Annotated in this window: 19 protein-coding genes; 7 read left to right on the top strand and 12 right to left on the bottom strand. The window is 39.8% G+C overall.

Annotation, left to right across the window (positions count from 1 at the left end):
* Positions 1-13 precede the first annotated feature (13 nt).
* The 5 genes from EAH57_RS06800 to EAH57_RS06780 are packed head-to-tail and all read right to left on the bottom strand — an operon-like array spanning position 14 to position 6,528.
* Positions 14-916 carry a hydroxymethylglutaryl-CoA lyase gene (locus tag EAH57_RS06800; protein WP_121929379.1) on the bottom strand — a complete coding sequence of 301 codons (903 nt, stop codon included), beginning with the start codon at positions 914-916 and terminating at the stop codon, positions 14-16.
* On the bottom strand, positions 913-2,904 hold the full coding sequence (locus EAH57_RS06795) for an acetyl/propionyl/methylcrotonyl-CoA carboxylase subunit alpha (protein ID WP_121929378.1): 1,992 nt from the start codon (positions 2,902-2,904) through the stop codon (positions 913-915). Before EAH57_RS06795 ends, EAH57_RS06800 begins: the two co-directional genes overlap by 4 nt.
* An 11-nt stretch (positions 2,905-2,915) precedes the next feature.
* Complete coding sequence (locus tag EAH57_RS06790) at positions 2,916-3,719, bottom strand: enoyl-CoA hydratase/isomerase family protein (RefSeq protein WP_121929377.1); 804 nt, start codon at positions 3,717-3,719, stop codon at positions 2,916-2,918.
* Positions 3,720-3,729: 10 nt separating this feature from the next.
* Positions 3,730-5,331, bottom strand: a complete 1,602-nt coding sequence (locus EAH57_RS06785; protein ID WP_121929376.1) for a carboxyl transferase domain-containing protein — start codon at positions 5,329-5,331, stop codon at positions 3,730-3,732.
* A 24-nt stretch (positions 5,332-5,355) separates the two neighbouring features.
* On the bottom strand, positions 5,356-6,528 hold the full coding sequence (locus tag EAH57_RS06780; protein WP_004671138.1) for an isovaleryl-CoA dehydrogenase: 1,173 nt from the start codon (positions 6,526-6,528) through the stop codon (positions 5,356-5,358).
* A gap of 145 nt (positions 6,529-6,673) precedes the next feature.
* Here EAH57_RS06780 and EAH57_RS06775 point away from each other — a divergent pair, with 145 nt between their 5' ends.
* The 6 genes from EAH57_RS06775 to EAH57_RS06750 all read left to right on the top strand — a co-directional run bounded on the left by EAH57_RS06775 (position 6,674) and on the right by EAH57_RS06750 (position 14,288).
* Positions 6,674-7,291, top strand: a complete 618-nt coding sequence (locus EAH57_RS06775; protein ID WP_005196943.1) for a TetR/AcrR family transcriptional regulator — start codon at positions 6,674-6,676, stop codon at positions 7,289-7,291.
* 104 nt (positions 7,292-7,395) lie between these two features.
* Entirely contained in the window at positions 7,396-9,090 is a 1,695-nt protein-coding gene (locus tag EAH57_RS06770) for an AMP-binding protein (RefSeq protein WP_121929375.1), read from the top strand.
* A 67-nt stretch (positions 9,091-9,157) separates the two neighbouring features.
* Positions 9,158-9,862 (top strand): class I SAM-dependent methyltransferase, encoded by a 705-nt coding sequence (locus EAH57_RS06765; RefSeq protein ID WP_121929374.1) that lies wholly within the window; start codon positions 9,158-9,160, stop codon positions 9,860-9,862.
* 291 nt (positions 9,863-10,153) lie between these two features.
* Positions 10,154-11,431 (top strand): DcaP family trimeric outer membrane transporter, encoded by a 1,278-nt coding sequence (locus EAH57_RS06760; RefSeq protein WP_121929373.1) that lies wholly within the window; start codon positions 10,154-10,156, stop codon positions 11,429-11,431.
* Between the two features lie 94 nt (positions 11,432-11,525).
* Positions 11,526-12,890 (top strand): MFS transporter, encoded by a 1,365-nt coding sequence (locus EAH57_RS06755; protein WP_121929372.1) that lies wholly within the window; start codon positions 11,526-11,528, stop codon positions 12,888-12,890.
* Positions 12,891-13,103: 213 nt separating this feature from the next.
* Entirely contained in the window at positions 13,104-14,288 is a 1,185-nt protein-coding gene (locus tag EAH57_RS06750; protein WP_121929371.1) for a hypothetical protein, read from the top strand.
* A gap of 132 nt (positions 14,289-14,420) precedes the next feature.
* Here the strand turns inward: EAH57_RS06750 and EAH57_RS06745 are convergent, their stop codons facing one another.
* The 5 genes from EAH57_RS06745 to EAH57_RS06725 all read right to left on the bottom strand — a co-directional run bounded on the left by EAH57_RS06745 (position 14,421) and on the right by EAH57_RS06725 (position 18,743).
* The gene (locus EAH57_RS06745) at positions 14,421-15,593 is read right to left on the bottom strand and encodes a thiolase family protein (protein WP_121929370.1); all 1,173 of its coding nucleotides are present in this window, start codon (positions 15,591-15,593) and stop codon (positions 14,421-14,423) included.
* A 74-nt stretch (positions 15,594-15,667) separates the two neighbouring features.
* Positions 15,668-16,315 (bottom strand): 3-oxoacid CoA-transferase subunit B, encoded by a 648-nt coding sequence (locus tag EAH57_RS06740; RefSeq protein WP_121929369.1) that lies wholly within the window; start codon positions 16,313-16,315, stop codon positions 15,668-15,670.
* Position 16,316: 1 nt separating this feature from the next.
* A complete protein-coding gene (locus EAH57_RS06735) occupies positions 16,317-17,021 on the bottom strand; it encodes a CoA transferase subunit A (protein WP_121929368.1) in 705 nt (234 codons plus the stop codon).
* Between the two features lie 231 nt (positions 17,022-17,252).
* Complete coding sequence (locus EAH57_RS06730) at positions 17,253-18,134, bottom strand: LysR family transcriptional regulator (protein WP_121929367.1); 882 nt, start codon at positions 18,132-18,134, stop codon at positions 17,253-17,255.
* Positions 18,135-18,311: 177 nt separating this feature from the next.
* A complete protein-coding gene (locus tag EAH57_RS06725; RefSeq protein WP_121929366.1) occupies positions 18,312-18,743 on the bottom strand; it encodes an SRPBCC family protein in 432 nt (143 codons plus the stop codon).
* A 243-nt stretch (positions 18,744-18,986) separates the two neighbouring features.
* Between EAH57_RS06725 and EAH57_RS06720 the strand changes: the two genes are divergently transcribed.
* Positions 18,987-21,185 carry a TonB-dependent siderophore receptor gene (locus EAH57_RS06720; protein WP_121929365.1) on the top strand — a complete coding sequence of 733 codons (2,199 nt, stop codon included), beginning with the start codon at positions 18,987-18,989 and terminating at the stop codon, positions 21,183-21,185.
* A 51-nt stretch (positions 21,186-21,236) separates the two neighbouring features.
* On the opposite strand, the gene EAH57_RS06715 is transcribed toward EAH57_RS06720, so the two are convergent.
* Positions 21,237-21,935, bottom strand: coding sequence for a DUF1826 domain-containing protein (locus EAH57_RS06715; RefSeq protein ID WP_121929364.1), 699 nt, complete (start codon positions 21,933-21,935; stop codon positions 21,237-21,239).
* Between the two features lie 296 nt (positions 21,936-22,231).
* A complete protein-coding gene (locus EAH57_RS06710; RefSeq protein ID WP_121929363.1) occupies positions 22,232-23,230 on the bottom strand; it encodes an NADP-dependent oxidoreductase in 999 nt (332 codons plus the stop codon).
* Positions 23,231-23,242 lie beyond the last annotated feature (12 nt).

Raw genomic sequence — 23,242 nt, 5'->3', positions numbered from 1 at the left:
TAATTAAATTTATTTATGCGCAATGTTGCTGCAAATAGGTATTGGCATAGCTTGATAAATTTTTCCGATTCAGGGCCTTATTGATATTTTGGCTTGCTCTCATCAATTTCTCTAAATTAATTCCAGTTTCATATCCAATATGAGACAACAGATAATATAGATCTTCGGTGGCGACATTGCCTGATGCGCCTTTGGCATAGGGACAACCACCAAGCCCAGCAAGAGACGAATCAAAAATACGGATACCTTGTTGCAAAGACTGATAGATATTGGCGATTGCCATGCCATAGGTATTATGAAAATGCCCAGCCAAGACGTTGCTATCCAGTTCAGCTAAGCAGGCTTGCCAAACTTTTTGAACACGGTCTGGTGTCGCTGTACCAATGGTTTCACCCAAAGAAATCTCATAACAGCCCATGTCATAGAGCCGTTTAACCACGCTAAGCACTTGTTTAGGATCTATTGCACCTTCATAAGGGCAATCTACCATACAAGAGACATAACCACGGACACGAACATTATGTGTCTTGGCAGCTTGGAAAATTTCAGAAAACCGTTCTAAACTTTCATCAATCGAACAGTTAATATTTTTTTGGGTAAAACGATCAGAAGCCGCGGTAAATACCGCAACTTCTTTACAGCCAACTGCGAGCGCTGCTTCAAAGCCTTTGAGATTGGGGGTCAGCAAACTCAAGTTTAAGTCAGCACCTTGTGGCAGCAGTTTATATAACTCATCGCTTTGCGCCATCTGTGGAACCCATTTAGCCGAAACGCAAGAACCCACTTCAATTGATTTCAAGCCAGCATCAATCAGGTCGCTAATGAAATTGAAGCGTTGTTCTATGGTCAAGGGCTGCTTTTCGTTTTGTAGTCCATCACGCGGTCCAACTTCCACGATTTTGACAAATTCACTCATGCAACTTCCTCCTCGGCAGCTTGAAACTCAACAAGTTCATCACCGACTTTAACTTGATCGCCCACTTGGAAATAAGCATCCACAATCACACCATCTTTCGGTGCACGAATGGTATATTCCATTTTCATCGCTTCCAATGTCATGAGAATATCGTCTTTTTTCACCGTATGATTCGCACCCACAAGTAGCTGGGTCACTACACCCGGCATAGGCGCTTTCAAGTGTCCTTGTTCAGCTTGACTGTCCGCCTGATTAAAGTCTTGACGAATATAATCAAACTTATAACTTTGCCCTGTATGGAACAAAGTAATGCCTTGTGAACTTCGATTAAATGCGAGTCTTTGCTGAGTTGCATTGATTTGGATTGAAGCGCTATGTTGATCAATGAGTTCGCCAGAGATATGGAAAGTTTGATCATTAAATTCTGCGTTAAAACCTTGTTCAGCCGCGACGAACTTTATCTGAATATTTTGATTTAAATAATTCAGTTTAATACTGTGTTGATAAGCAACATTTAAACGCCACAACGGTTGTGCTTGCCAAAGTTGTTTTTGACTAGAGTGATTGTTGTCGAGTTTACTTAAAAACTCGATAAATGCGGTTGCCACTACCAGTTCAGGTTTGATATGCGCAGGACTAAACAAGAACTGTTCTTCTCGTTGAATCAGATTGGTATCCAGCTTGGCCTGTTTAAAGGAATCACAGCGTACAATCTTTTCTAGAAAGGCTATGTTATTGCCTAAGCCATCGACATGAAATTGACTCAGTGCATGTTGCATTTGAATCAAAGCTGCTTCACGGTTTTTACCCCATACAATCAACTTGGCAATCATTGGATCGTAGAAGGTGGTAATTTCATCGCCTTCAACAATCCCACTGTCTACGCGCACGTATTGGTTTTGAGTTGGGTAACGAAGATAGTCAATTTTACCGATTGCAGGTAAAAATCCCTTTTCAGGTTCTTCAGCGTAGATACGTGCTTCCAAAGCATGTCCATGAATTTGTAATTCATGCTGTAGTTTTGGCAAAGGTTCACCATCAGCAACACGAAGTTGCCATTCTACTAAATCTTCACCTGTAATCATTTCAGTGACAGGGTGTTCGACTTGGAGACGAGTATTCATTTCCATGAAATAGGCAGTACCGTCTTGCTCTACAATAAACTCCACCGTACCTGCACCCACATAATCTACCGCACGTGCAGCATCAATTGCAGCTTGACGCATGGCATCAAGTTTATCGCTTGGCATTTGTGGAGCAGGTGCTTCCTCTAGCACTTTTTGATGACGACGTTGTACCGAACAATCACGTTCAAATAAATGTACATAGTTGCCGTGCATGTCACCAAATACTTGCACTTCAATATGCCGTGGTTGAATCACATAACGTTCAATAAGGACATCATCATTGCCAAAGCTTGATTTGGCTTCACGTTTACACGAGGCAAGGGCATGTAGGAAATCTTCGCTGCGTTCCACCAAACTCATCCCTTTACCACCACCACCAGCACTGGCTTTGATCAACACTGGATAGCCAATCTCATCTGCTTGCTGTTTTAAAAACTCAGCATCTTGGTTAGTTCCGTGATAACCCGGTGTTAAAGGTACACCTGCTTTTTCCATCAAAGCTTTAGAGGTTGCTTTTAAGCCCATGGCTAAAATGGCATCGACTGGTGGACCGATAAAGCAAATATTGTGTTGTTGGCAAGCAAGGGCAAATTGGTCATTTTCAGAAAGAAAACCATAGCCAGGGTGAATGGCTTGGCTGCCAGTATCAATTGCCGCTTGAATAATACGGTCAGCTTGTAAATAACTTTGCGTTGCAGGAGATTGACCGATATAAATCGCTTCATCGGCAAGTTTGACATGCTGTGCATTCGCATCAGCATCTGAATACACCGCAACCGTTGCAATACCTAATTTTTTCGCTGTACGAATCACGCGACAAGCAATCTCACCACGGTTCGCAATTAAAATCTTTTCAAACATTTTGGTCGTCCTTAATTGTTGTTATTGGAATTTGAAATCCATGCAGGAGATTGTTTATTTAGAAAGGCATTTAAACCTGCTTTTGCCTCACTACCTTGACGGACTTGTGCAATATGCTGTGCAGTCTGCTGAAGCAAGTGATCATTCATACTTTGATTGCTGACCATTTGAATCAATTGTTTCGATGCGGCCTGAGCGTGTGGACCACCAAGTAATAATGCATCAATAATCTCTTGAACCTTTTTATCTAAATCTTCCGCATCCGCAATTTCATGTGCCAAGCCAATTTGTTTGGCTTCACGTGCTGAGATACGTTCAGCGGTTAAGAAATAGCGTGAAGCTTGTCTTGCTCCAATCGCACGAATCACATAAGGGCTAATCGTAGAAGGTGCAAGTCCCAAACGGACTTCAGAAGTTGCAAATTTCGCATCGGTACTGGCAATACAAATATCACAAGCCGAGGCAAGCCCCATACCACCGCCGAAGGCGATGCCATGAACCCGAGCAATCGTTGGTTGTTTGAGTGTTGCAAGCGCATCAAGCATCTGCGCGAGTTTCATCGCATCAGCTTCATTCTCTGCTGAAGAGGCTTGACCAGCCTGTTTCATCCAGTTGAGATCTGCACCTGCAGAAAAGCTTTTGCCACGCCCAGCCAAAACCACCACTCGAATATCATCACGACTATTTAAGCTCTTAAAGCAAGCATGTAATTCTTCAATCACCGTTGTATTGAAAGCATTGTGTAGCTCTGGTCGATTTAGCCACACAAATGCCACTTGATCGTGTTGTTCCAGTTGTAAAAATTGATAGCTCATAAAACACCTCTTACATGCGGAACACGCCGAATTTGGTTGGTTGAATCGGTGCATTCATGGCTGCTGCAAGGCTCAATCCAAGCACTTGACGTGTTTGAGCAGGATCAATCACACCATCATCCCATAGGCGGGCAGAGGCATAGTAAGGATGACCTTGACGTTCGTACTGATCACGAATCGGTTGCTTAAATTCATCTTCTTGTTGTGCTGACCATTCTGCGCCTTTTTGCTCAATCTGATCACGCTTCAAGGTTGAAAGTACGCTGGCTGCTTGTTCACCGCCCATCACAGAAATACGGGAGTTCGGCCATGTCCATAAAAAGCGTGGTGAATAAGCACGGCCACACATACCATAGTTACCTGCTCCAAATGAACCACCAATAATTAAAGTCAGTTTAGGGACATTTGCCGTTGCAACTGCCATCACCAGTTTGGCACCATGTTTCGCAATGCCTTCATTTTCATATTGGCGACCCACCATAAAGCCTGTGATATTTTGAATAAATAGCAAAGGAATGTTGCGTTGGGTACATAACTCAATAAAGTGCGCACCTTTTTGTGCAGACTCAGAAAATAAGATCCCATTATTGGCAATAATCCCCACTGGCATGCCGTATAGAGACGCAAAGCCAGTGATTAGGGTTGAACCAAAACGCGCTTTAAATTCATCAAAACGGGAACCATCGACAATACGAGCAATCACTTCACGTACATCAAATGGTTTACGTGCGTCACTTGGTACGACACCGTATAGCTCTTTGGCATCAAATAGTGGCTCATCAATCTGCTTGTTTAAGTCATTTGGCTTTTTATTGAGATTTGCAACGATATTCCGTGCAATCGCAATTGCATGTTCATCGTTTTCTGCCAAATGATCCGCAACACCTGAAAGACGGGTATGCACATCACCACCACCCAAATCTTCACTACTCACAACTTCACCAGTAGCAGCTTTAACCAGAGGAGGACCACCTAAGAAAATCGTGCCTTGATTACGCACGATGATGGTTTCATCTGACATTGCAGGAACATAAGCACCACCAGCGGTACAGCTCCCCATTACGACCGCAATTTGGGCAATACCTTGGCTGGACATGCGAGCTTGATTGTAAAAAATACGACCAAAATGATCACGATCTGGGAACACCTGATCTTGCATAGGTAAATATGCACCACCTGAATCGACCAAATAGATACAAGGTAAATGGTTCTGCTCAGCAATTTCTTGCGCACGTAAATGCTTTTTGACAGTGAGGGGATAATAAGTCCCACCTTTGACTGTGGCATCATTGGCAACGATCATGCACGTCACACCATTGACCTGTCCAATACCAGCAATGACTCCAGCAGCAGGGATGTCATCCTCATAAACCTTGTACGCAGCAAGTTGTCCGATTTCTAAAAAGGCAGTACCCACATCGATCAGTTGATCAATCCGTTCACGAGGAAGTAATTTTCCACGCGCCAAATGCTTTTGACGGGCATTTTCTCCACCACCTAAAGCGATAGACTGGGCAACTTGGGTTAAATCATTGACCAAGCTTTGCATAGCCTGCTGATTGGTTTTGAAGTCTTCACTTCTGACATTAATTTTGCTTTGTAATTGATTCATACGATGCATCCTAATTTATCGTTATTATTTGGTCTCATTAAACAATTCACGGCCGATCAACATACGACGAATTTCAGATGTGCCCGCACCAATTTCATAAAGTTTCGCATCACGCCATAGACGACCTGCAGGGAACTCATTGATATAGCCATTTCCACCTAAGCTTTGAATCGTTTCACCCGCCATCCATGTGGCTTTTTCGGCTGCATAGAGAATGGCACTTGCGGCATCTTTGCGTAAGCTACGGTCATGATCGGCTTTGTCACAAGCGGCACCTACTGCATAGACCAACGCTTTACATGCCAACCAAGTCGAGTACATGTCTGCTAGCTTGCCTTGCATTAACTGAAACTCACCTAATGCTTGTCCAAATTGTTCACGTTGATGCAAATATGGAATCACCACGTCCATACACGCATCCATAATCCCGAGTGGACCCGCACTTAATACTGCACGTTCATAATCCAAACCGCTCATCAGGACTTTTGTTCCATTACCAACACCACCGAGTACGTTTTCAACGGGCACTTCAACATTGTCAAAAAACAGCGGATAAGTGTTAGAACCACGCATTCCGAGTTTGTCTAAATGATGACCATGACTAAAACCTTTCATATCTTTTTCAATTAAAAAGGCTGTCATACCTTTCGCACCCGCATGAGGATCTGTTTTCGCATAGACCACGAGTACATCTGCATCACCGCCATTGGTGATCCACATTTTTGAACCATTTAAAACAAAATGATCACCTTTTTGCTCAGCGCGTAATTTCATGCTGACCACATCCGAACCCGCATTTGGCTCAGACATTGCTAAAGCACCAACGAAATCACCAGAAATTAGCTTAGGTAAATACTTCTGTTTTTGTTGTTCGCTTCCGTTACGGTTAATTTGATTGATACATAAGTTAGAATGAGCACCGTAAGAAAGCCCGATGGCTGCTGAAGCGCGAGAAATTTCTTGCATGACAATGATGTGAGCAAGATAGCCAAGATTGGTGCCACCATATTCTTCGGAAACCGTTAAGCCGAATAAACCCATATCGCCAAACTTTTTCCAAAGATGAGCAGGGAATATATTGTCTTGATCAACTTGTTGAGCAATTGGTGCGATTTCTTTTGCACAAAATGCGGCAACTGAATCTTGTAGTGCAATGAGTGTTTCATCGAGGCCAAAATTCAAGCTACGTAGGTTCATTGTGTTCATCCCATTGGTTATATTTGTTGTTCCATAAGCATTCTTGTAGGTGCTTAGGAAGTACCATACAATGATTTTTTAAAAAAGTGAATAGAGATTCATAAAATGATTTACAATTCACTTTATTTGTTAGAGAATAAAATTTATGAGCTATAAACGATCATCTTTAATGCAAGAGCGAATGGAGCAAAATCGTAAGGCGATTTTGAGTTCGGCGAGAAAATTAATTTCAGAAGGAGGCTTTAAAGACGCGCAGATACAAACAATTGCTGAGCAAGCAGGCGTTTCAAGTGGTCTGGTTTATCGCTACTTTGACAATAAAAGTCAGGTGCTGATTGAAGTTTTGTCAGAAGCCATCAATACCGAACTTTTGGTGATTGATGCAATCACAGAAAGTGATCTGACTGCAGAACATAAATTGCACAAGGCCGTTGCGACTTTCGTCAAACGAGCATTGAACAGTCCGCAGCTTGCGTATTCACTTATGTTTGAACCCGTTGACTCTTCGGTTGAACATGAACGTTTTCGGGTTAAGCAGTTGATTAAACAGAGTGTGATTAAAATCCTTGCGGATGGAAATGCAAGTGGTGAGTTTGTGTTAGAAGACCTAAATACCACGGCACTGTGTGTGGTTGGTGCCATGACTTTTGTGGTGGTCGAGCCTTTAGACCCAGCTCAAAATACAAAGTTTGATCAGCAACACAAGGACTATTTTTCAAAACAGATTGCTGACTTTTGTGTGGATGCCGTACGGAAAAAGTAGAGCATGCACAACCCGTAAAATTACAAAATAGGCAGATTGAAGAGTAGTTGCAGTAACAACAATTAGAGCGAAGAGAATTACAAAGAATCAAGGAGAATGATTCAATGCAACACGTACAGTTAAGCTATGCCTCTGGGCCAAGTTCGCAACCCCTGTTGGGGATGACGATCGGAGAGAAATTTGACCAAGCTTGTCAGCAATATGCTGAGCAAGAGGCGATTGTGAGTTCGCATCAGAACAGACGGTTAACCTATAAACAACTGCACGATGAAGTAAATGCATTTGCATGCCGTTTGCTTCAACTTGGTTTGAAAAAAGGTGACCGATTAGCGATTTGGTCTCCAAACTGTGTGGAATGGACAGTCACTCAGTTTGCTGCTTTTAAAGCAGGAATTATTTTAGTCAATCTAAATCCAGCCTATAAAAGTCATGAACTCGAATATGTGTTGAATAAAGTCTCATGTAAGGGACTGATCATCGCATCACAGTTCAAAACCACAGATTACCAAGAACTGCTCACGAGAATCGCACCGGAGATCAGCTTCTGTACGGATAAAATCATTCATTCCGAACGACTGCCATTCTTAAAATTTGTGATCAAAATTGATGAGCAGCAACACATAGGAATTCACCGTTTTTGTGATCTTATCGTCGCACCGACACAAGAACAGCTCGAACAATTACAGTTAGTCGCGCAACAACTGCAATTTGATGAAACCATTAATATCCAGTTTACATCAGGCACAACAGGCAATCCGAAAGGCACGATGCTCACCCACCATAACATTTTAAATAATGGTTATTTTGTCGGTGAGGGCATTGGTTTAACCCCACAGGATAAAGTCTGCATCTCTGTACCACTATTTCATTGTTTTGGCATGGTGATGGGAAATTTAGCCTGTATCACACATGGATCGACGATGGTGTATCCGTCTGCAGTGTTTAATCCATTAGAAACACTCAAAACCATTCACAAAGAAAGTTGCACAGCTGCCTACGGCGTACCGACCATGTTCATTGCCACACTGGAGCATGAACAGTTTGATGAATTTGATCTATCAAGTCTGCGTACTGGCATTATGGCAGGCAGCCCATGCCCACGTGAAATCATGCAACGTGTGATTGATCGAATGCATATGTCAGAAATCACCATTTGCTATGGCATGACAGAAACTTCTCCCGTCAGTGTACAAAGTTCGGTGAGTGACACCATTGATAAACGCGTTAGCACTGTTGGTCATGTCCACCCACATGTTGAAATCAAAATCGTCGATCCAGAAGGACAAATCGTTCCTCAGGGAACTTTAGGCGAATTATGTGTCCGTGGTTATTCAGTGATGGCAGGTTATTGGGGCGAAGAAGAAAAAACCCGTGAAGTAATCGATGCTGCTGGCTGGATGCATACGGGTGATATCGCGGAAATGGATGCTGATGGCTTTGTCAAAATCAAAGGACGTATAAAAGATGTGGTGATACGGGGCGGTGAAAATCTATTTCCAAAAGAAATAGAAGATTTTTTGTATACCCATCCTGATATCAGCGATGTTCAAGTCATTGGTTTACCAGACACTCGCTATGGTGAGGAGCTATGTGCCTGCATCATTCTACACGAGCATCATCAGAGCGATGAAGATGGTATCCGTAGCTTCTGTAAAGCACATATTTCTCATAATAAAGTGCCACGTTATGTCAAATTCTTTAATGAATTTCCAATGACGGCGTCAGGCAAAGCGCAGAAGTTTAAATTACAAGAAATTATGCGTGCTGAGCTTAATTTAACAGGAACGGTATTCGACTAAATGATGTTTTACATGAGCGAGAAAAAACACCATTTTAAAAGTCGTAACAGTAAAGGATAAAACAAAAATGGCAAAAGATTTTAATAGCCCGAAAGTCGTTGAAGAATATGATCAGCATATCCGTAAATTAATTCCAGGTTATGAAATCATCCATCAACAGGTGGATGCCATTTTACAATCAGCGTTAAAACCTCACGCACATATCTTAATTGTTGGCTGTGGCACAGGCTATGAACTGGAATATCTACTCAAAAGGCATCCGAGTTGGGAATTTACAGCAGTCGATCCCTCATTAAGCATGCTTGAAAAAGCCCAGAAACTGGTTGCTGATTTAGGTCGATCTGCCCAAGTAAGATTTGTACATGGTGAAACATCTGTTTTACCTGATCATGCCTATTTTGATGCTGCACTTTCTATTTTGGTTGCTCATTTTATTGCTGATGAAAATAAGCCCACTTTTTTTAGCGAGATCTATGATCACTTAAAAGAGGATGGGATCTTGCTCACCTACGATTTAATGACTTGTACAGACCCTCAGCAGCTTCAAGCATTACGTTATGTATGCTTGGCACAAGGCTTGACGGAAGTGCAATGTCAGAAAATGTTAGAACGAATGGCGCAAGAGTTTTTTACGCTTTCCTTCGCTGACTATCAGCAGTTGCTCCATGGCACAGGCTTTATGGATGTGCATTCCTATAGCCAAATTTTAATGTATCAAGGATTGATCGCGCAGAAAAAAAGGCGTCAAACGTTTTCTGCACAAGCATCATAAACAAGGGTTTGCATCTATGATGGAATAAATATTAAAGGACTCATTTAAACTTATTTTTTACCAAATGGTTAACAGAGACTTTTATAGCCGCTGCTAGATATTTTTGTCTTAAAAAAAGAGCGAGTTTATCAATATCAGTATTTTAAAGGAGGTGAAAACCAAATAAATCAATGTGTTAATGCTTTAAAACAAAAAATGCGATGCAGTCATGGTTTCTGCAAAGGATACAACGCAAACAAATAGCGATCTTAAAACGGTATTTAAGATCAAAAAAGAAGGAAACTTATTTTAATGAAAAAGTTCATACTAACGGTGCAAAAAAGCGTGCTGACGCTGTCCATTGTGGCAGTCATGTCATCTGCTCATGCAGCTTCGGAGAGTGCCGAAATTGCACAGCTTCGCCAAGAAGTACAAGAGTTAAGAGCAATGTTGCAACATTATGTACAGCAACCTGCATCGGCACAGCCAGCAAACAATCTAAACACAGCAGCCACTCCAGTAACCCAGCAAACGCTGACACCTAAACTAAAATCTGGTGCAGAAGTCAGTCTATATGGTTATATCCGTGCCGATGCGTCTTATCAAGCGAAAGGCGCATCCACGATGTACAACAATATCAGTGGTGTACCACTCAAAGGTACAGCGGAAGCAGCACAACAAAAAGATCGTTTACATTCAACTGCCAATGTCTCACGCATAGGACTCAATTTCACCACATCAACAACAGCAGGCGATGTGGGCGGAAAATTAGAAATGGATTTCTTTGGTGGCGCTTCACGCGATCAGTTCCGTATTCGTCATGCCTATCTTACTTTGGATAAATGGTTGATTGGTCAGACTTGGTCTACCTTTATCGCACCTGAATACTATCCTGAAACGATTGATGCTGCGACCTATGTGGGCGGTGCATTACAACGCTCTCCGTTAGTACGCTATAGCGATTCTTTATCTGCAAATACCAGCTTTGCCTTATCGGTTGAAGATCCAAAATACACAGCCACATCTGATCCTGAAAATAAAATGCGTTTGCCCGCATTTGTTGGGCGCGTAAATCATAAGTTTGAAAATGGTTCGATGCTATCTGGGCGTAGCTTTGTGGCTGAGAAGAAAACCAGCAATGATGATGAATGGGCGTGGGGCATTGGCATCGGGGGCAAATATCAGCTCAGTCCAAAAACCTTTTTAAAGGCGGATTATAACCACATCAAAGGAGATGGACGTTTCTTGATGTGGACGAATAGTAGTTATGCCATTGATGATCAAAACAACATCCAAACGAATGAATTTGATTCCATTTCAACAGGGATTACCCATCAATTCACTTCACAGTTCCGTTCAACATTAGGTTATGGCTATATGAAAGCCAAAGACGATAACGCATTTGCGCGTATCCATAAAAATAACCCAGCTCAAAATAAAGAACTATGGCAAGGCTGGATTAACGGCATGTACAACCCATACAAGCCGATTACTTTGGGGATGGAATATGTCTATGGCGAGCGAGAAACATTTGATGGTCGTTCAGGGGCAGATAGCCGTATCAATATGATGGCGAGTTATGATTTTTAATTTAAATAAAACCTTGAATAATATTGTTTTTCTTTAAGGTGCATTATGCCGTTTTAAATATGATGGAAAAATTATCTCATTGAGGAGATGCAGAATGACAACATCTACAGTTAATGTAAATGCAGTAATTGACCAAGCAAAATTTACCCCTTTTCACTGGAGCATTTTGCTTTGGTGTTTATTGATTATTATTTTTGATGGTTATGACCTTGTGATTTATGGCGTGGTATTGCCACTATTGATGCAAGAGTGGTCACTAACCTCAGTCCAAGCAGGAATGCTGGCCAGTACCGCATTATGCGGCATGATGTTTGGGGCAATGCTGTTTGGTGCTTTGGCAGACAAAATTGGTCGAAAAAATGTAATTTTAATTTGTGTCACTTTATTCAGCGGTTTTACCTTTTTAGGCGCTTTTGCTTCTAATCCATTTGAGTTTGGTATTTTACGCTTTTTGGCAGGATTAGGGATTGGTGGAGTGATGCCAAATCTAGTTGCGCTCACGTCTGAATATGCACCAAAACGCATCCGAAGTACCTTAGTCGGCACCATGTTTAGTGGTTATGCGATCGGGGGGATTCTCTCAGCATTGATTGGGAGTTATCTGGTCGAAAGTCAAGGATGGCAAATCATGTTTTTGATTGCAGGTATTCCTTTGCTTTTATTACCTGTGATGTGGAAGTTTTTGCCTGAATCTTTAACTTTTTTGGTTAAAACAGGGAAAACTGAACAGGCGCAGAACATTATTCAAAAAATTTCGCCTGAACAAGCAATTACCCGTAATACAAAATTAATGCTAAATGAAGAAAATATTCCAACAGGTAGCTCTGTCAAAGGATTATTTCAACAAGGTCGTGCCTTTAATACACTGATGTTTTGGGTATTATTCTTTATGTGCCTACTAATGGTATATGCCTTAAGCAGTTGGTTACCTAAACTGATGCTTGCAGCAGGGTATTCACTCGGAAAGAGTATTTTATTCCTACTCGCTCTAAATGTCGGCGCAATGATTGGTTCGATTGGCGGTGGTATTCTTTCAGATAAATTCCATTTGAAACCAGTAATTCTAAGTATGCTTATGGCAGGCGTTGCGGCACTCATTGGTTTAGGATTTAATTCACCAGCCTATGTTTTATATGGTTTAGTGACTGTTGCAGGTGCTGCGACCATTGGTACCTCAATTCTTCTTTATAGCTATGTTGCTCAATATTATCCATTAAGCGTGCGTTCTACAGGAATCGGTTGTGCTTCTGGTGTGGGTCGAATTGGTGCAATCGTGGGACCTATTTTGACAGGTATGTTATTGACATTAAACTTACCGCACACCATGAATTTTGTGATGATTTCTATTCCAGCGATGATTGCAATCTGTGCGATTTTAAGCCTAAAACGTCATAAATTTGATGAAGAACAACAGGTAGAAGAAGTAAAAACTAATTTAACTGAATCGGGTAATGCTTAACTTGGTTTTTTGATGATTATTCAAATACTAAAGGCACATCGGAAAATTTGATGTGCCTTCTTTATAAATACAAACTTATATCTATAATATTTTAAAAGGTTGATTGAATTTTAAAGTTGGATTTTTAAAATCTATTCGCTTAGAGCATAATTTTTATACCTATCTTTAATTAAATGTTGTTTAATTGAATGATAGTATTTTTGAATCTTTAAAATGAGCAGAAGTAGATTTTTTAATAAAACGTACCGTTCTAATTACCGAGGTAAAGTATCTGTTGAAGATGCTGTTAAACATCAAGCATATCTTGATGATATGAAAAAAGATGCTGTTTTTTATTGTGTAGATCACATTGAAAGTTCAGTGATCCCACATAGCATTCTTCATAAAATAATTCAAAAGTTAAAAACGAAACAGAACGATAGTTTAACTTTTCCAGAAAGAGCTTATTTAGTTCGCCAAAATCTTAATGCTTTACATAGTTTGGTTGAAGGTAAAATTTCTTTTAATCAATATAAAAAAGAAGTTGTTAATGACAGAATAAAGCATCAAGAACACTTAGAAGCAGAAAGATTGCACTTGCAAAAAGTCAAAGAATTAGAGCTAATTCAGTTAAAAAAACAACAAGGAAAATTAGTTCAGGAAAGAAAAATTAGAGAACAAGCTGAACGCGAACGTAGAAAAAAATTGGAATCTGACCCTAAATATATAGAGAGGGAAAAAGAAAAGAATCTAATAAAAAAATATGATATTTATTTGTATGACATAGTCCATAAGCATAGGTCGAAGTTAATTAATATATTGGAATTATTAGATAATAACCAAAGGCTAGTAGAACAAGATGCTATTTGGTTGAATTCAGAAGGACGACAGTTCTTTACAGGTGAAGTTAAGATAAAATTTCATCGAATAGAAGCTGATTTTTATATTAATGAATATAAGACAAGCAAGTCAGATTGGCATGCTATTAATGCCTCTGCTCAATTAAGAAAAGCTAAAGCAAGTAAAGAGGCTGAAAAGTTTTTAGAAAATACGGAAATATCACTAAACAAAAATAAAAAGTTATTGTCAGCTTATTTCACTACATTGGGGGGAGTTAAGAGAGATATTAGAAAAGTCGATACAGCAATAGAATGTGGCGTAAAAGCTCATAAAATTAATTCTCAAGACTACCGACCATGTACTTTATTGGGAGCCATATACATGGAAAACCATGAATATACTCTTGGACATGATTGGTATAGCAAAGCACGTGACCGAGGTGCACCAGAAAATGCTATAAATGCTGAACTAAAAAGTATTTTGTTAAAATTAGATAAAGCAAAACGCCTTGAAATGATTGCTAGTTTAGTAAAAAAAGACCCATATATTTATGGTTGGTTAAAAAGTTTACCCAAGTAGCTTCAATCTAATTTTATAAATAGTCATTTATAATTCTAGTATTACTAGCTTAAATGGATAAGTATTTCAAATTATTTAATTAATTTAAAACAAAAGCATCTCGATCGAGATGCATTTTTGATTTTTTGAAATTTAGATTTCAATCGCAACAGCAGTTGCTTCACCACCACCGATACACAGTGCAGCTACACCTTTCTTTTTACCTAAACGTTTTAATGCATAGATCAATGAAAGAATAATACGTGAACCTGTAGCACCAATTGGATGACCTAAAGCGCAAGCACCACCATGAATGTTGACTTTGGTTTCATCAATACCCAACTCATGAATAGGTGCCATTGCCACCATCGCAAATGCTTCATTGATTTCCCATGCATCAACATCCTCAACTGACCAACCCGCACGATCAAGCACTTTTTGAATCGCGCTAATAGGGGCAACAGTAAATTCACTTGGATGCTGTGAGTGGCTTGAAGTCGCCACAATTTTAGCCAAAACATTTAAACCATTTGCTTGTGCATAGTCTTCAGTCGAGAGCACCAAAGCTGCAGCACCGTCAGAAATAGAACTAGCATTTGCTGCGGTAATCGTACCGTCTTTACTAAAAGCAGGGCGTAACGTTGGGATCTTTTCAAGATTTGCTTTATGTGGTTGCTCATCTTGATCAACAAGCTCGCCCCCCTTACGAGTCTTGACTTCAACAGCAACGATTTCTTCTTTGAAATATCCTTCGGTGATCGCTGTCTGTGCTTTTTTCAGTGAAGAAATTGCAAAGTTATCCATCTGCTCACGGCTATAGCCTTTGGTATTTGCCATATCTTGTGCAAAAGAACCCATCAAACGACCCGTTTCAGCATCTTCTAAACCATCCAAGAACATATGATCTTTGATTTCACCATGTCCCATACGATAGCCACCACGTGCTTTAGGTAGGATATATGGTGCATTGCTCATCGATTCCATACCGCCCGCAACCACGATATTTGCGCTGCCTGCTTTAAGTGTATCCGAAGCGATTAATACCGCTTTCATCGCAGAACCACATAGTTTATTGATCGTGACTGCACCAACATGATCAGGAACACCAGCTTTACGCATCGCTTGGCGAGCAGGACCTTGACCGATACCAGCACTCAATACACAACCAAAAATCACTTCATCAACTTGTTCAGGTCGAATACCTGCACGTTGAATAGATTCACGAATCACAGCAGCACCCAACTCAGGAGCTGTTAAAGCGGATAAGCTACCCTGAAAACCGCCCATCGCGGTACGACTACCTGAAACGATAACAATAGAACTCATTTTTAATATCTCTTGAAAATTTATGTTGTGATAAAACTGCTCTAGTTGGACCCAGAGCAGAACATTCGATCAAATCAAGCAACTAAGGATTTATTAAAAATTAAAGGTACACCGGTCACAGAGCGTATTTGCTCAAGTGTCACATCTTTCGCCAGCTCAATCAGCTCAACACCTTGTGGTGTGATATCCATTACACCCAAGTCGGTGATGATGCGATGCACCACACCTTGACCTGTTAAAGGGAGACAACAATTCGGGACGATCTTTGGCGTACCATCTTTTGCACAGTGTTCCATCAGAACCACAACTTTCTGAACACCGACAACCAAATCCATTGCACCGCCCATACCTTTGACTTTCTTGCCAGGGATCATCCAGTTGGCCAAGTCACCTTGTTCAGAAACTTCCATTGCCCCTAAGATTGCAATATTGACATGACCGCCACGGATCATGGCGAAGGATTCAGAGCTAGAGAAAAAAGCTGCGCCAGCACGTGCTGTAATGGTTTGCTTTCCAGCATTAATCAGATCAGCATCGACCGTATTTTCAGTTGGGAAAGCGTCAATACCAAGCAAACCATTTTCAGACTGCAACCAAACATTCATATTTTCCGGAATATAATTGGCGACAAGGGTAGGTAATCCGATTCCCAAATTTACATAAAAGCCATCTTCAAGTTCTTTTGCAGCACGTTGTGCCATTTCATTACGTGACCAAGCCATTTTAAACTGCCTCCGTGCTTAAGGTTTTTTGTTCGATACGTTTTTCAGGTGAAGCATTGAGTACAATACGATTTACATAGATGCCTGCCAAATGGATCTCATCTGGATCTAATTCACCAATCTCGACTACATGTTCAACTTCGGCGATGGTAATTTTCCCAGCCATTGCACACTCAGGATTAAAGTTCTGCGCGGTTTTACGGAACACCAAATTACCTGCTTTGTCTGCTTTGTAGGCTTTCACAAGAGAAACATCGGCAGTCAGTGATTCTTCTAAAATATAATTTTTACCTTTGAAATTTCGCTGTTCTTTACCTTCAGCGATCAATGTGCCTACACCTGTTTGGGTATAGAAAGCAGGAATCCCCGCACCACCAGCACGTAATTTCTCAGCCAAAGTACCTTGTGGGGTAAGTTCGACTTCAAGTTCACCATTGAGATATTGGCGTTCAAATTCTTTATTTTCTCCCACATAAGAGGAGATCATTTTTTTGATTTGTTTAGTTTGCAGTAAAATCCCTAAACCAAAGTCATCCACGCCTGCATTATTAGAAATACAAGTCAGACCCGTTGCACCGCTTTGTTTAACCGCTACAATTAATTTTTCAGGAATTCCGCATAAACCAAAACCGCCTACAGCAAGTGTTTGGTTATTAGCAATTACATCTTTGAGCGCTGCCTCTGCGCTGCTATAAACCTTATTCATTCACTTGTTTTCCTACTATCCCTTAGTGATTTAGTTTTAGCACTTGGTTTAGAGGTATAGAAGTTGATTTTTCTTAAGGATTAATGAGGAAAATTAATAAATAATAATTTAAATGGCATATTTTGACTTGTTATAATCTAATTGAATATCATCATCCAATTGATTTACATTGTAATTAATAAAAATAAGCGACAATTTGATTAGAAGTTGAATGACTCAGTAATTAATTTTCTAAAATTTATGATTGATTAAAGTTTCAATAAATTGTTCTGAAATATGGGATATTTCAAAATTCTTTTTATAGACAATACCCACTGTTTTATGGATAGTTTCAGCTTGTAACTCAAGCAAAACATTTTGTTCCAAATCGATATGTTTGGCGAAGTGACGCGGAATTGCACTCACGCCAATACCAAGGGCAACAAAACTAGAAAGAGAGGAGATTTGATGACATTCGATTTTTAGATCCAATGTCATATTGTTGCGCAAGCAATTCTGTTCAATCAAATGACGGACGATTGAGGGCTTTTGTAAGGTAATAAAAGGATTGGAAAAAAGTTGTTGCCAAGTGATCGTAGAGGAGGTTGCTAAAGGATGATTTTTAGGCAATAAAGCGAGGAAATCCTCTTCAAATAGAGGTTGAAATTCTAAACCTTCAGTCAGATCTGGTTCAAAACATATTCCTAACTCAAAAATACCATCTTGAACTTTTTCGATAATGGTTTCATTTGGAATATCATGAATGGAAAAATTAAGGTTTGGATGAAGTGATAAAAACGCATGAATCACGTCAGGCAAGATCGCATGAGTAACAAATGGCATAGAAGCGATACTGAGCGTACCGCGATTCAGTTTAAAACGCTGTTTGACATCATTTTCCATTTCATCCCAATTTGCGAGTAATTTTTTTGCATAGGGGATCAGTGATTTTCCCTCCTGAGAGAGTTCAACACGGCGTGTATTTCGATTAAACAACTTACCGCCCAATTCCTCTTCAAGACTTTTAATAGAAAGACTTAGGGCAGATTGACTCAGGTGTAACTCAAGAGAAGCATTGGCATAATTTAAGGTACGTGCAAGTGCCAAAAAGGCTTTTAATTGCTTAAGTGTCATCTCTTTCCCTGAGCGAAATCGTTCTATAGAGCTAATTTATCGTAAAAATGAGCTGAATGTTATTTTAGAAATCATTTTTCAAAGAAAAGTTGATAAATACACCAAATAAAAACTCCCACAATTAGAAAAAGGGGAGTTTACTTCAAAGATTAGAGAAGATTTGGCTTTCTCTAAAAATTATACTTTCAGCTTTTTAAGCCCACGGCTCACACCATTTTGTAGTGCAATTTTTATGATAGGACCAATAAATGGGACTCGACCTTTAAACATAATCGTATAGTCCAAACGACTACGATTATGACCAAGATCAGTAAACTTCATCACACCGCGATGATCTTTGATCGGTGCGATACCACTGGTAATGGCGTATTCAATCAGTTCATTTTCTTTATAGACTAAATTTGTTTCAACAAATGATGGTGTTAATGGAAGAGATAGCTTACGTGCCGAACCGACACCATTACGCGCATCCTTGCCATCACTTAGACGCGTCACTTTTGCTGGGGCGAAAAGTTTATTTAGGTTTTCATGCTCACTGAGGATCGCAAAAACCTTTTCGACAGGCGCATTGAATTCTTGCGTTATGTTGATCTGTTGCATTTTTAGCATCACAATTCCTTCTTTTAATTTGACATGATGTATTGTCATTTTTTGGATATTAGCACGCTTTGAATGACTCAGGAATTTTCCTTTGTCGGAAATTTAAATAATGCCTAATTAAGATCATTATTAAGATCATTCAACAAATCTAAGATATACAGTAGAAAAGCTTGTTCAATCGCACAAAATTGTGAATACTCGTCCTCGTAAAACTTAGGCTGTAAGATTATCTTTTGGGGTTAGGCAACGACTGTGAAAACATATCCATTTTCTCGTTTACAAAAAGCATTATTGGCAGTTGGCTCATTTTCGTGCTTAGGGCTTAGCTCAACAGTCGTACATGCGGAAAATGAAAATACGACACCACGACTCCCGACCATTACCGTCGCAGCACAAGTAGAACAACCAATTTATCATCAGCCTAAAGTGAATTTATCGGGTTTTACTCAACAAAATCTTATAGAGATTCCTGCATCCATCAATACAGTCACAGCAGAACGCATTGCAGATCAGCATGCAAAAACACTCACCGATGTAGTAAAAAATGATGCCGCAGTAGGCGATGGCTATGCACCTATTGGTTATTATCCCAACTTTGTCATGCGTGGCTTTGCTTTAAACCTCGGTTCGAGTTATTTACTGAATGGTAACCTCCTACGAGGTGAACAAAATGTAGCGCTTGAAAATAAAGAACAAGTCGAAATCCTAAAAGGCATAAGTGCAATTCAAAGTGGTATGTCAACACCCGGCGGTGTAGTCAACTATGTGACTAAACGTCCAAAAGATATTCGTTCCATTACAGTTGAAGCAGACAGTCATGGCGGTCATCGTGTTGCGACTGACTTGGGCGGTTTCACCAGTGAAGACCAGCAATTTGGCTATCGAATCAATCTCGCTCACGAAGACATTCATCCATATGTAGAACATACCAATGGTAAACGTTTATTTGGCGCTTTGGCTTTAGATTGGAACATTTCAGATGCTTCAAAACTAGAATTTGATGTCGAATCACAGCGTCAACGCCAACGTTCTGTCGCGGGTTATCAATTACTTGATGGAAAAACTGTACCTACAAATGTGGAATGGGATCGCTTACTTGGCTATCAGAGCTGGAGTAAACCCGTAACCAATGAAAGCCTCAATGCCAGCTTAAAATATAGTCAACAAATCAATGATCATTGGACTGCAAACCTGTCTGCATCACAAAGTCGTGTCGTGGTCGATGATTATTCGGCATTTCCATGGGGTTGCTACAGTGATATATGTCAGACTACAGGCTTAGGCAATAGTTTTGACCAAAATGGCAACTATGATATTTATGATTTTCGTAGCCCTGATGACAGCTACCTAACCAATCAATTTAAAACAGGATTAAACGGTAAATTTAATACGGGATCTTGGCAACATAAGCTTAATGTTGAATTGTCTCAGACCTACAAACGCCGTGCGCAACATGATGCTATCAATGAGTTAGTGGGCACAGGAAATATTTATAAAGATAGTGAGACATACAATCCTTCTAACATTCCTTTAGGCAATCGTTATAAATCTTTAGATAGTCAGCAAACCGCACTCAACCTGCTCGATCAGATTGATTTTAATGATACTTGGTCAGTTTTAGTGGGTGGAAAACTGCTACATTTAGATGAAAAAGCTTATGATGCTGAAGCTAATAAGATCCGTGATACGGACTTAAATCGATTCTTACCTCAGTTCGCGCTGATGTTTCAGCCTTGGGAAAATACCCATCTCTATGCATCTTATGCCAAAGGCTTGAGCGATGGTGGACAAGCACCGTGGTTTGCATTGGGTAATGAAGAAAAAGGAATTGTAGGGAATGCATTGGAAACACTTGAACCTATCAAATCCACCCAATATGAATTAGGAGTGAAGCATCGATTACAATCTATACTGTTTACTGCTGCCATATTTAAATTAGAGCAAGATCATCAATATACAAATTCTGATAACTACTACTTAACTGAAGGTCAACAACACAACCTTGGCTTGGAGTTGGGCGTACAAGGGCGCTTAGGGCAGAGCCTAGACATGATATCGACATTAGCGCTTACTCGTTCGCGATTAAAAGATATAAATGTCTTAGATTATCAAGGGCATCAAACTCAAAATGTACCGAAAGTACGTTTTGCTAGTTATTTATCTTATCAAGTGCCACAAGTAGATGGATTACGCTTGTTAACAGGCATGCAATACAGCAGTAGTAAATACGCTAATAAATCAGGTACAGCGAAAGTATCTGGTTATACAGTATTTAATGTCGGCACTGCCTATAACTTCCGAGCTTATGGGTATGACAATACTTTGAGATTTAATGTTGACAATATATTCAATAAAAAATACTGGCGAGATGCAGGTAGCTTCTTTGGGGATGATTATTTATTCCTTGGTGCGCCACGTACCGCGCAGTTGTCTTGGAATGTGAGTTTTTGATTTGATTGGTTATCTTAAAAGTAAATATACACTCGTTGATTTGTTCATGGTTTAACAAATCAATAGCAGTCTATATTCATTTTCCTTTTCAACAGGAGCACGATGAACACAAGGTAAGACCTGTTGCGCTGGATGATCTACCGCTAGCCGCCAAAGATGTCCTAAACCTAAATTCACAGGTTTTGTGTTGGGTTTAGGCTGATAATGCAGATCAAAGAAATACTCTTCTAGAAAATTTTCAAATTCAGCTTCTGGGCCGTCATGTAATTTTTTAAGTTTTTCCCTGATTTCAGGAATTAGAATTTTTTGTTCAACTTGATTATGGGACAGGATATCACTTGCAGAACCATGATAGGTGCACAAAAAAGTATCTGTTGGGATGGGTGATCGGTCAACATGAAACGAATATACATCTGTTGAAATAAAATCTAGCTCATCATCTCTTTCGTAACTTTTAAGCAAATTCAGAGACGGTGATGCTTCAAAATCAGTTAAGTGTTGTATATCACTTATGATAATTTCTCTTGCTAAATTGCCATTTTCCGAAAGTTGTAATGCTAAAAGGTCTTCAACTGAAATCTCAGTAACATTCTCTTTTAACTCAAGTTTAGATACAATCTCTTCGAAATCACCAACCAAGTTTCGATACCAGCAAATGGCATTACTTTCTCCTTGAAAATTGGAATTTACCAATTCAGAAAAAGTAGAAACCACGCTAATTTGATTGTTGTCAGAAAATGTATTCTTCATAAGAGAATTAGATAATAAACAGGGTCTAATAATAACACTTAGCTTTATAAAAACATTGCATTACAATTAAAGTAGGTTGGTAATGCTGTTATTAAGAAACATGATCTGTATGAAGCCATGGTTACAAAGATCGCTATAAATTCGGCTGATAGATGATGTTTAGAATACACAGCAACGTGAATTAAGATCGCATATATTCACGTTGCTGTGCTGAAGTTACTATCTCCTAAAATAATTTCTGAAATATACAAACCAGTTTTGAATAGAGAAATAATAATGAATATGTATGTTCAGTCTCATTCAGAAATTTTCAAGACCACTTTGCCTTTGGTACGTCCAGTATTAACGTAGTGAAGTGCTTCTTTTATTTTAGAAAAATCATATTCTGTATCTACCACAGGCTTTATTTTTCCAGTCTCAACAAGGTGTGAGATTTGAGATAGCTGTTGACCATTGGGCTGCATAAATAGAAATGAATAAGTAACGCCACGTTTTTTTGCTTTACGTCGGATTGACCAGCTTAGAAGCGGGATAACACATTTTAGAAAACGGTTTAGATTAAATGCATCTGTAGTAGCTTGATCGGGTGGACTTGCAAGACTGATAAGCCGCCCACCACGTTTAAGGACATTGAGTGATTTATCTAAGGTTTTTCCACCTTGCGTATCTAAAACTACATCATATTCTTTAAGTTCTTGCTCAAAATCTGTCGTTTTATAATCAATAATAATGTCGGCGCCTAGCTCTCTAACCCAACGAGTGTTTTTACCACTGGTCGTTGTTGCGACAGTTGCACCTAGATGCTTAGCAAGTTGAATTGCGATTGAACCAACACCGCCTGAACCCGCGTGTATCAGTACTTTTTGTCCTGCTTGAACTTTTGCCATTTCAACCAGCGCTTGCCATGCTGTTAATGCAACCAAAGGTAAAGAGGCCGCCTGCTCCATAGAAAGATTTTGAGGTTTAAGTGCAAGTGAAGACTGTTGAACCACAGTATATTCAGCAAAAGCACCGTTTAAATCTGTCTTGGCATAGACTTCATCTCCGGCTTTAAACTGAGTAACGTTCGATCCAACTTCTACGACTGTACCTGCAAAATCATTGCCTAATATGAAAGGAAACTTCAGTGGCAGAATTGCTTTAAGTTCACCCTCTAAAACTTTTAAGTCGAGAGGGTTAATACTTGCAGCATGAACTTTAACAAGCACAGCGTCCGCTGTCAGTGGTGGTTGAGATTGTTCATTGAGCTGTACGTCATCAATGTTGCCATAACGGCTAATGTAGGCTGCTTTCATTTGAAACCTCTA

The sequence above is a fragment of the Acinetobacter sp. 2JN-4 genome (assembly GCF_003687745.1).
In the GTDB taxonomy this organism is placed as follows: domain Bacteria; phylum Pseudomonadota; class Gammaproteobacteria; order Pseudomonadales; family Moraxellaceae; genus Acinetobacter; species Acinetobacter halotolerans.
This window is presented reverse-complemented; position numbering and strand designations above follow the sequence as displayed.

Bases quoted from the DNA above. Each gene is read 5' to 3' on its own strand.
- EAH57_RS06800 (WP_121929379.1), bottom strand. From the start codon at position 916: ATGAGTGAATTTGTCAAAATCGTGGAAGTTGGACCGCGTGATGGACTA.
- EAH57_RS06795 (WP_121929378.1), bottom strand. From the start codon at position 2,904: ATGTTTGAAAAGATTTTAATTGCGAACCGTGGTGAGATTGCTTGTCGC.
- EAH57_RS06790 (WP_121929377.1), bottom strand. From the start codon at position 3,719: ATGAGCTATCAATTTTTACAACTGGAACAACACGATCAAGTGGCATTT.
- EAH57_RS06785 (WP_121929376.1), bottom strand. From the start codon at position 5,331: ATGAATCAATTACAAAGCAAAATTAATGTCAGAAGTGAAGACTTCAAA.
- EAH57_RS06780 (WP_004671138.1), bottom strand. From the start codon at position 6,528: ATGAACCTACGTAGCTTGAATTTTGGCCTCGATGAAACACTCATTGCA.
- EAH57_RS06775 (WP_005196943.1), top strand. From the start codon at position 6,674: ATGAGCTATAAACGATCATCTTTAATGCAAGAGCGAATGGAGCAAAAT.
- EAH57_RS06770 (WP_121929375.1), top strand. From the start codon at position 7,396: ATGCAACACGTACAGTTAAGCTATGCCTCTGGGCCAAGTTCGCAACCC.
- EAH57_RS06765 (WP_121929374.1), top strand. From the start codon at position 9,158: ATGGCAAAAGATTTTAATAGCCCGAAAGTCGTTGAAGAATATGATCAG.
- EAH57_RS06760 (WP_121929373.1), top strand. From the start codon at position 10,154: ATGAAAAAGTTCATACTAACGGTGCAAAAAAGCGTGCTGACGCTGTCC.
- EAH57_RS06755 (WP_121929372.1), top strand. From the start codon at position 11,526: ATGACAACATCTACAGTTAATGTAAATGCAGTAATTGACCAAGCAAAA.
- EAH57_RS06750 (WP_121929371.1), top strand. From the start codon at position 13,104: ATGAGCAGAAGTAGATTTTTTAATAAAACGTACCGTTCTAATTACCGA.
- EAH57_RS06745 (WP_121929370.1), bottom strand. From the start codon at position 15,593: ATGAGTTCTATTGTTATCGTTTCAGGTAGTCGTACCGCGATGGGCGGT.
- EAH57_RS06740 (WP_121929369.1), bottom strand. From the start codon at position 16,315: ATGGCTTGGTCACGTAATGAAATGGCACAACGTGCTGCAAAAGAACTT.
- EAH57_RS06735 (WP_121929368.1), bottom strand. From the start codon at position 17,021: ATGAATAAGGTTTATAGCAGCGCAGAGGCAGCGCTCAAAGATGTAATT.
- EAH57_RS06730 (WP_121929367.1), bottom strand. From the start codon at position 18,134: ATGACACTTAAGCAATTAAAAGCCTTTTTGGCACTTGCACGTACCTTA.
- EAH57_RS06725 (WP_121929366.1), bottom strand. From the start codon at position 18,743: ATGCTAAAAATGCAACAGATCAACATAACGCAAGAATTCAATGCGCCT.
- EAH57_RS06715 (WP_121929364.1), bottom strand. From the start codon at position 21,935: ATGAAGAATACATTTTCTGACAACAATCAAATTAGCGTGGTTTCTACT.
- EAH57_RS06710 (WP_121929363.1), bottom strand. From the start codon at position 23,230: ATGAAAGCAGCCTACATTAGCCGTTATGGCAACATTGATGACGTACAG.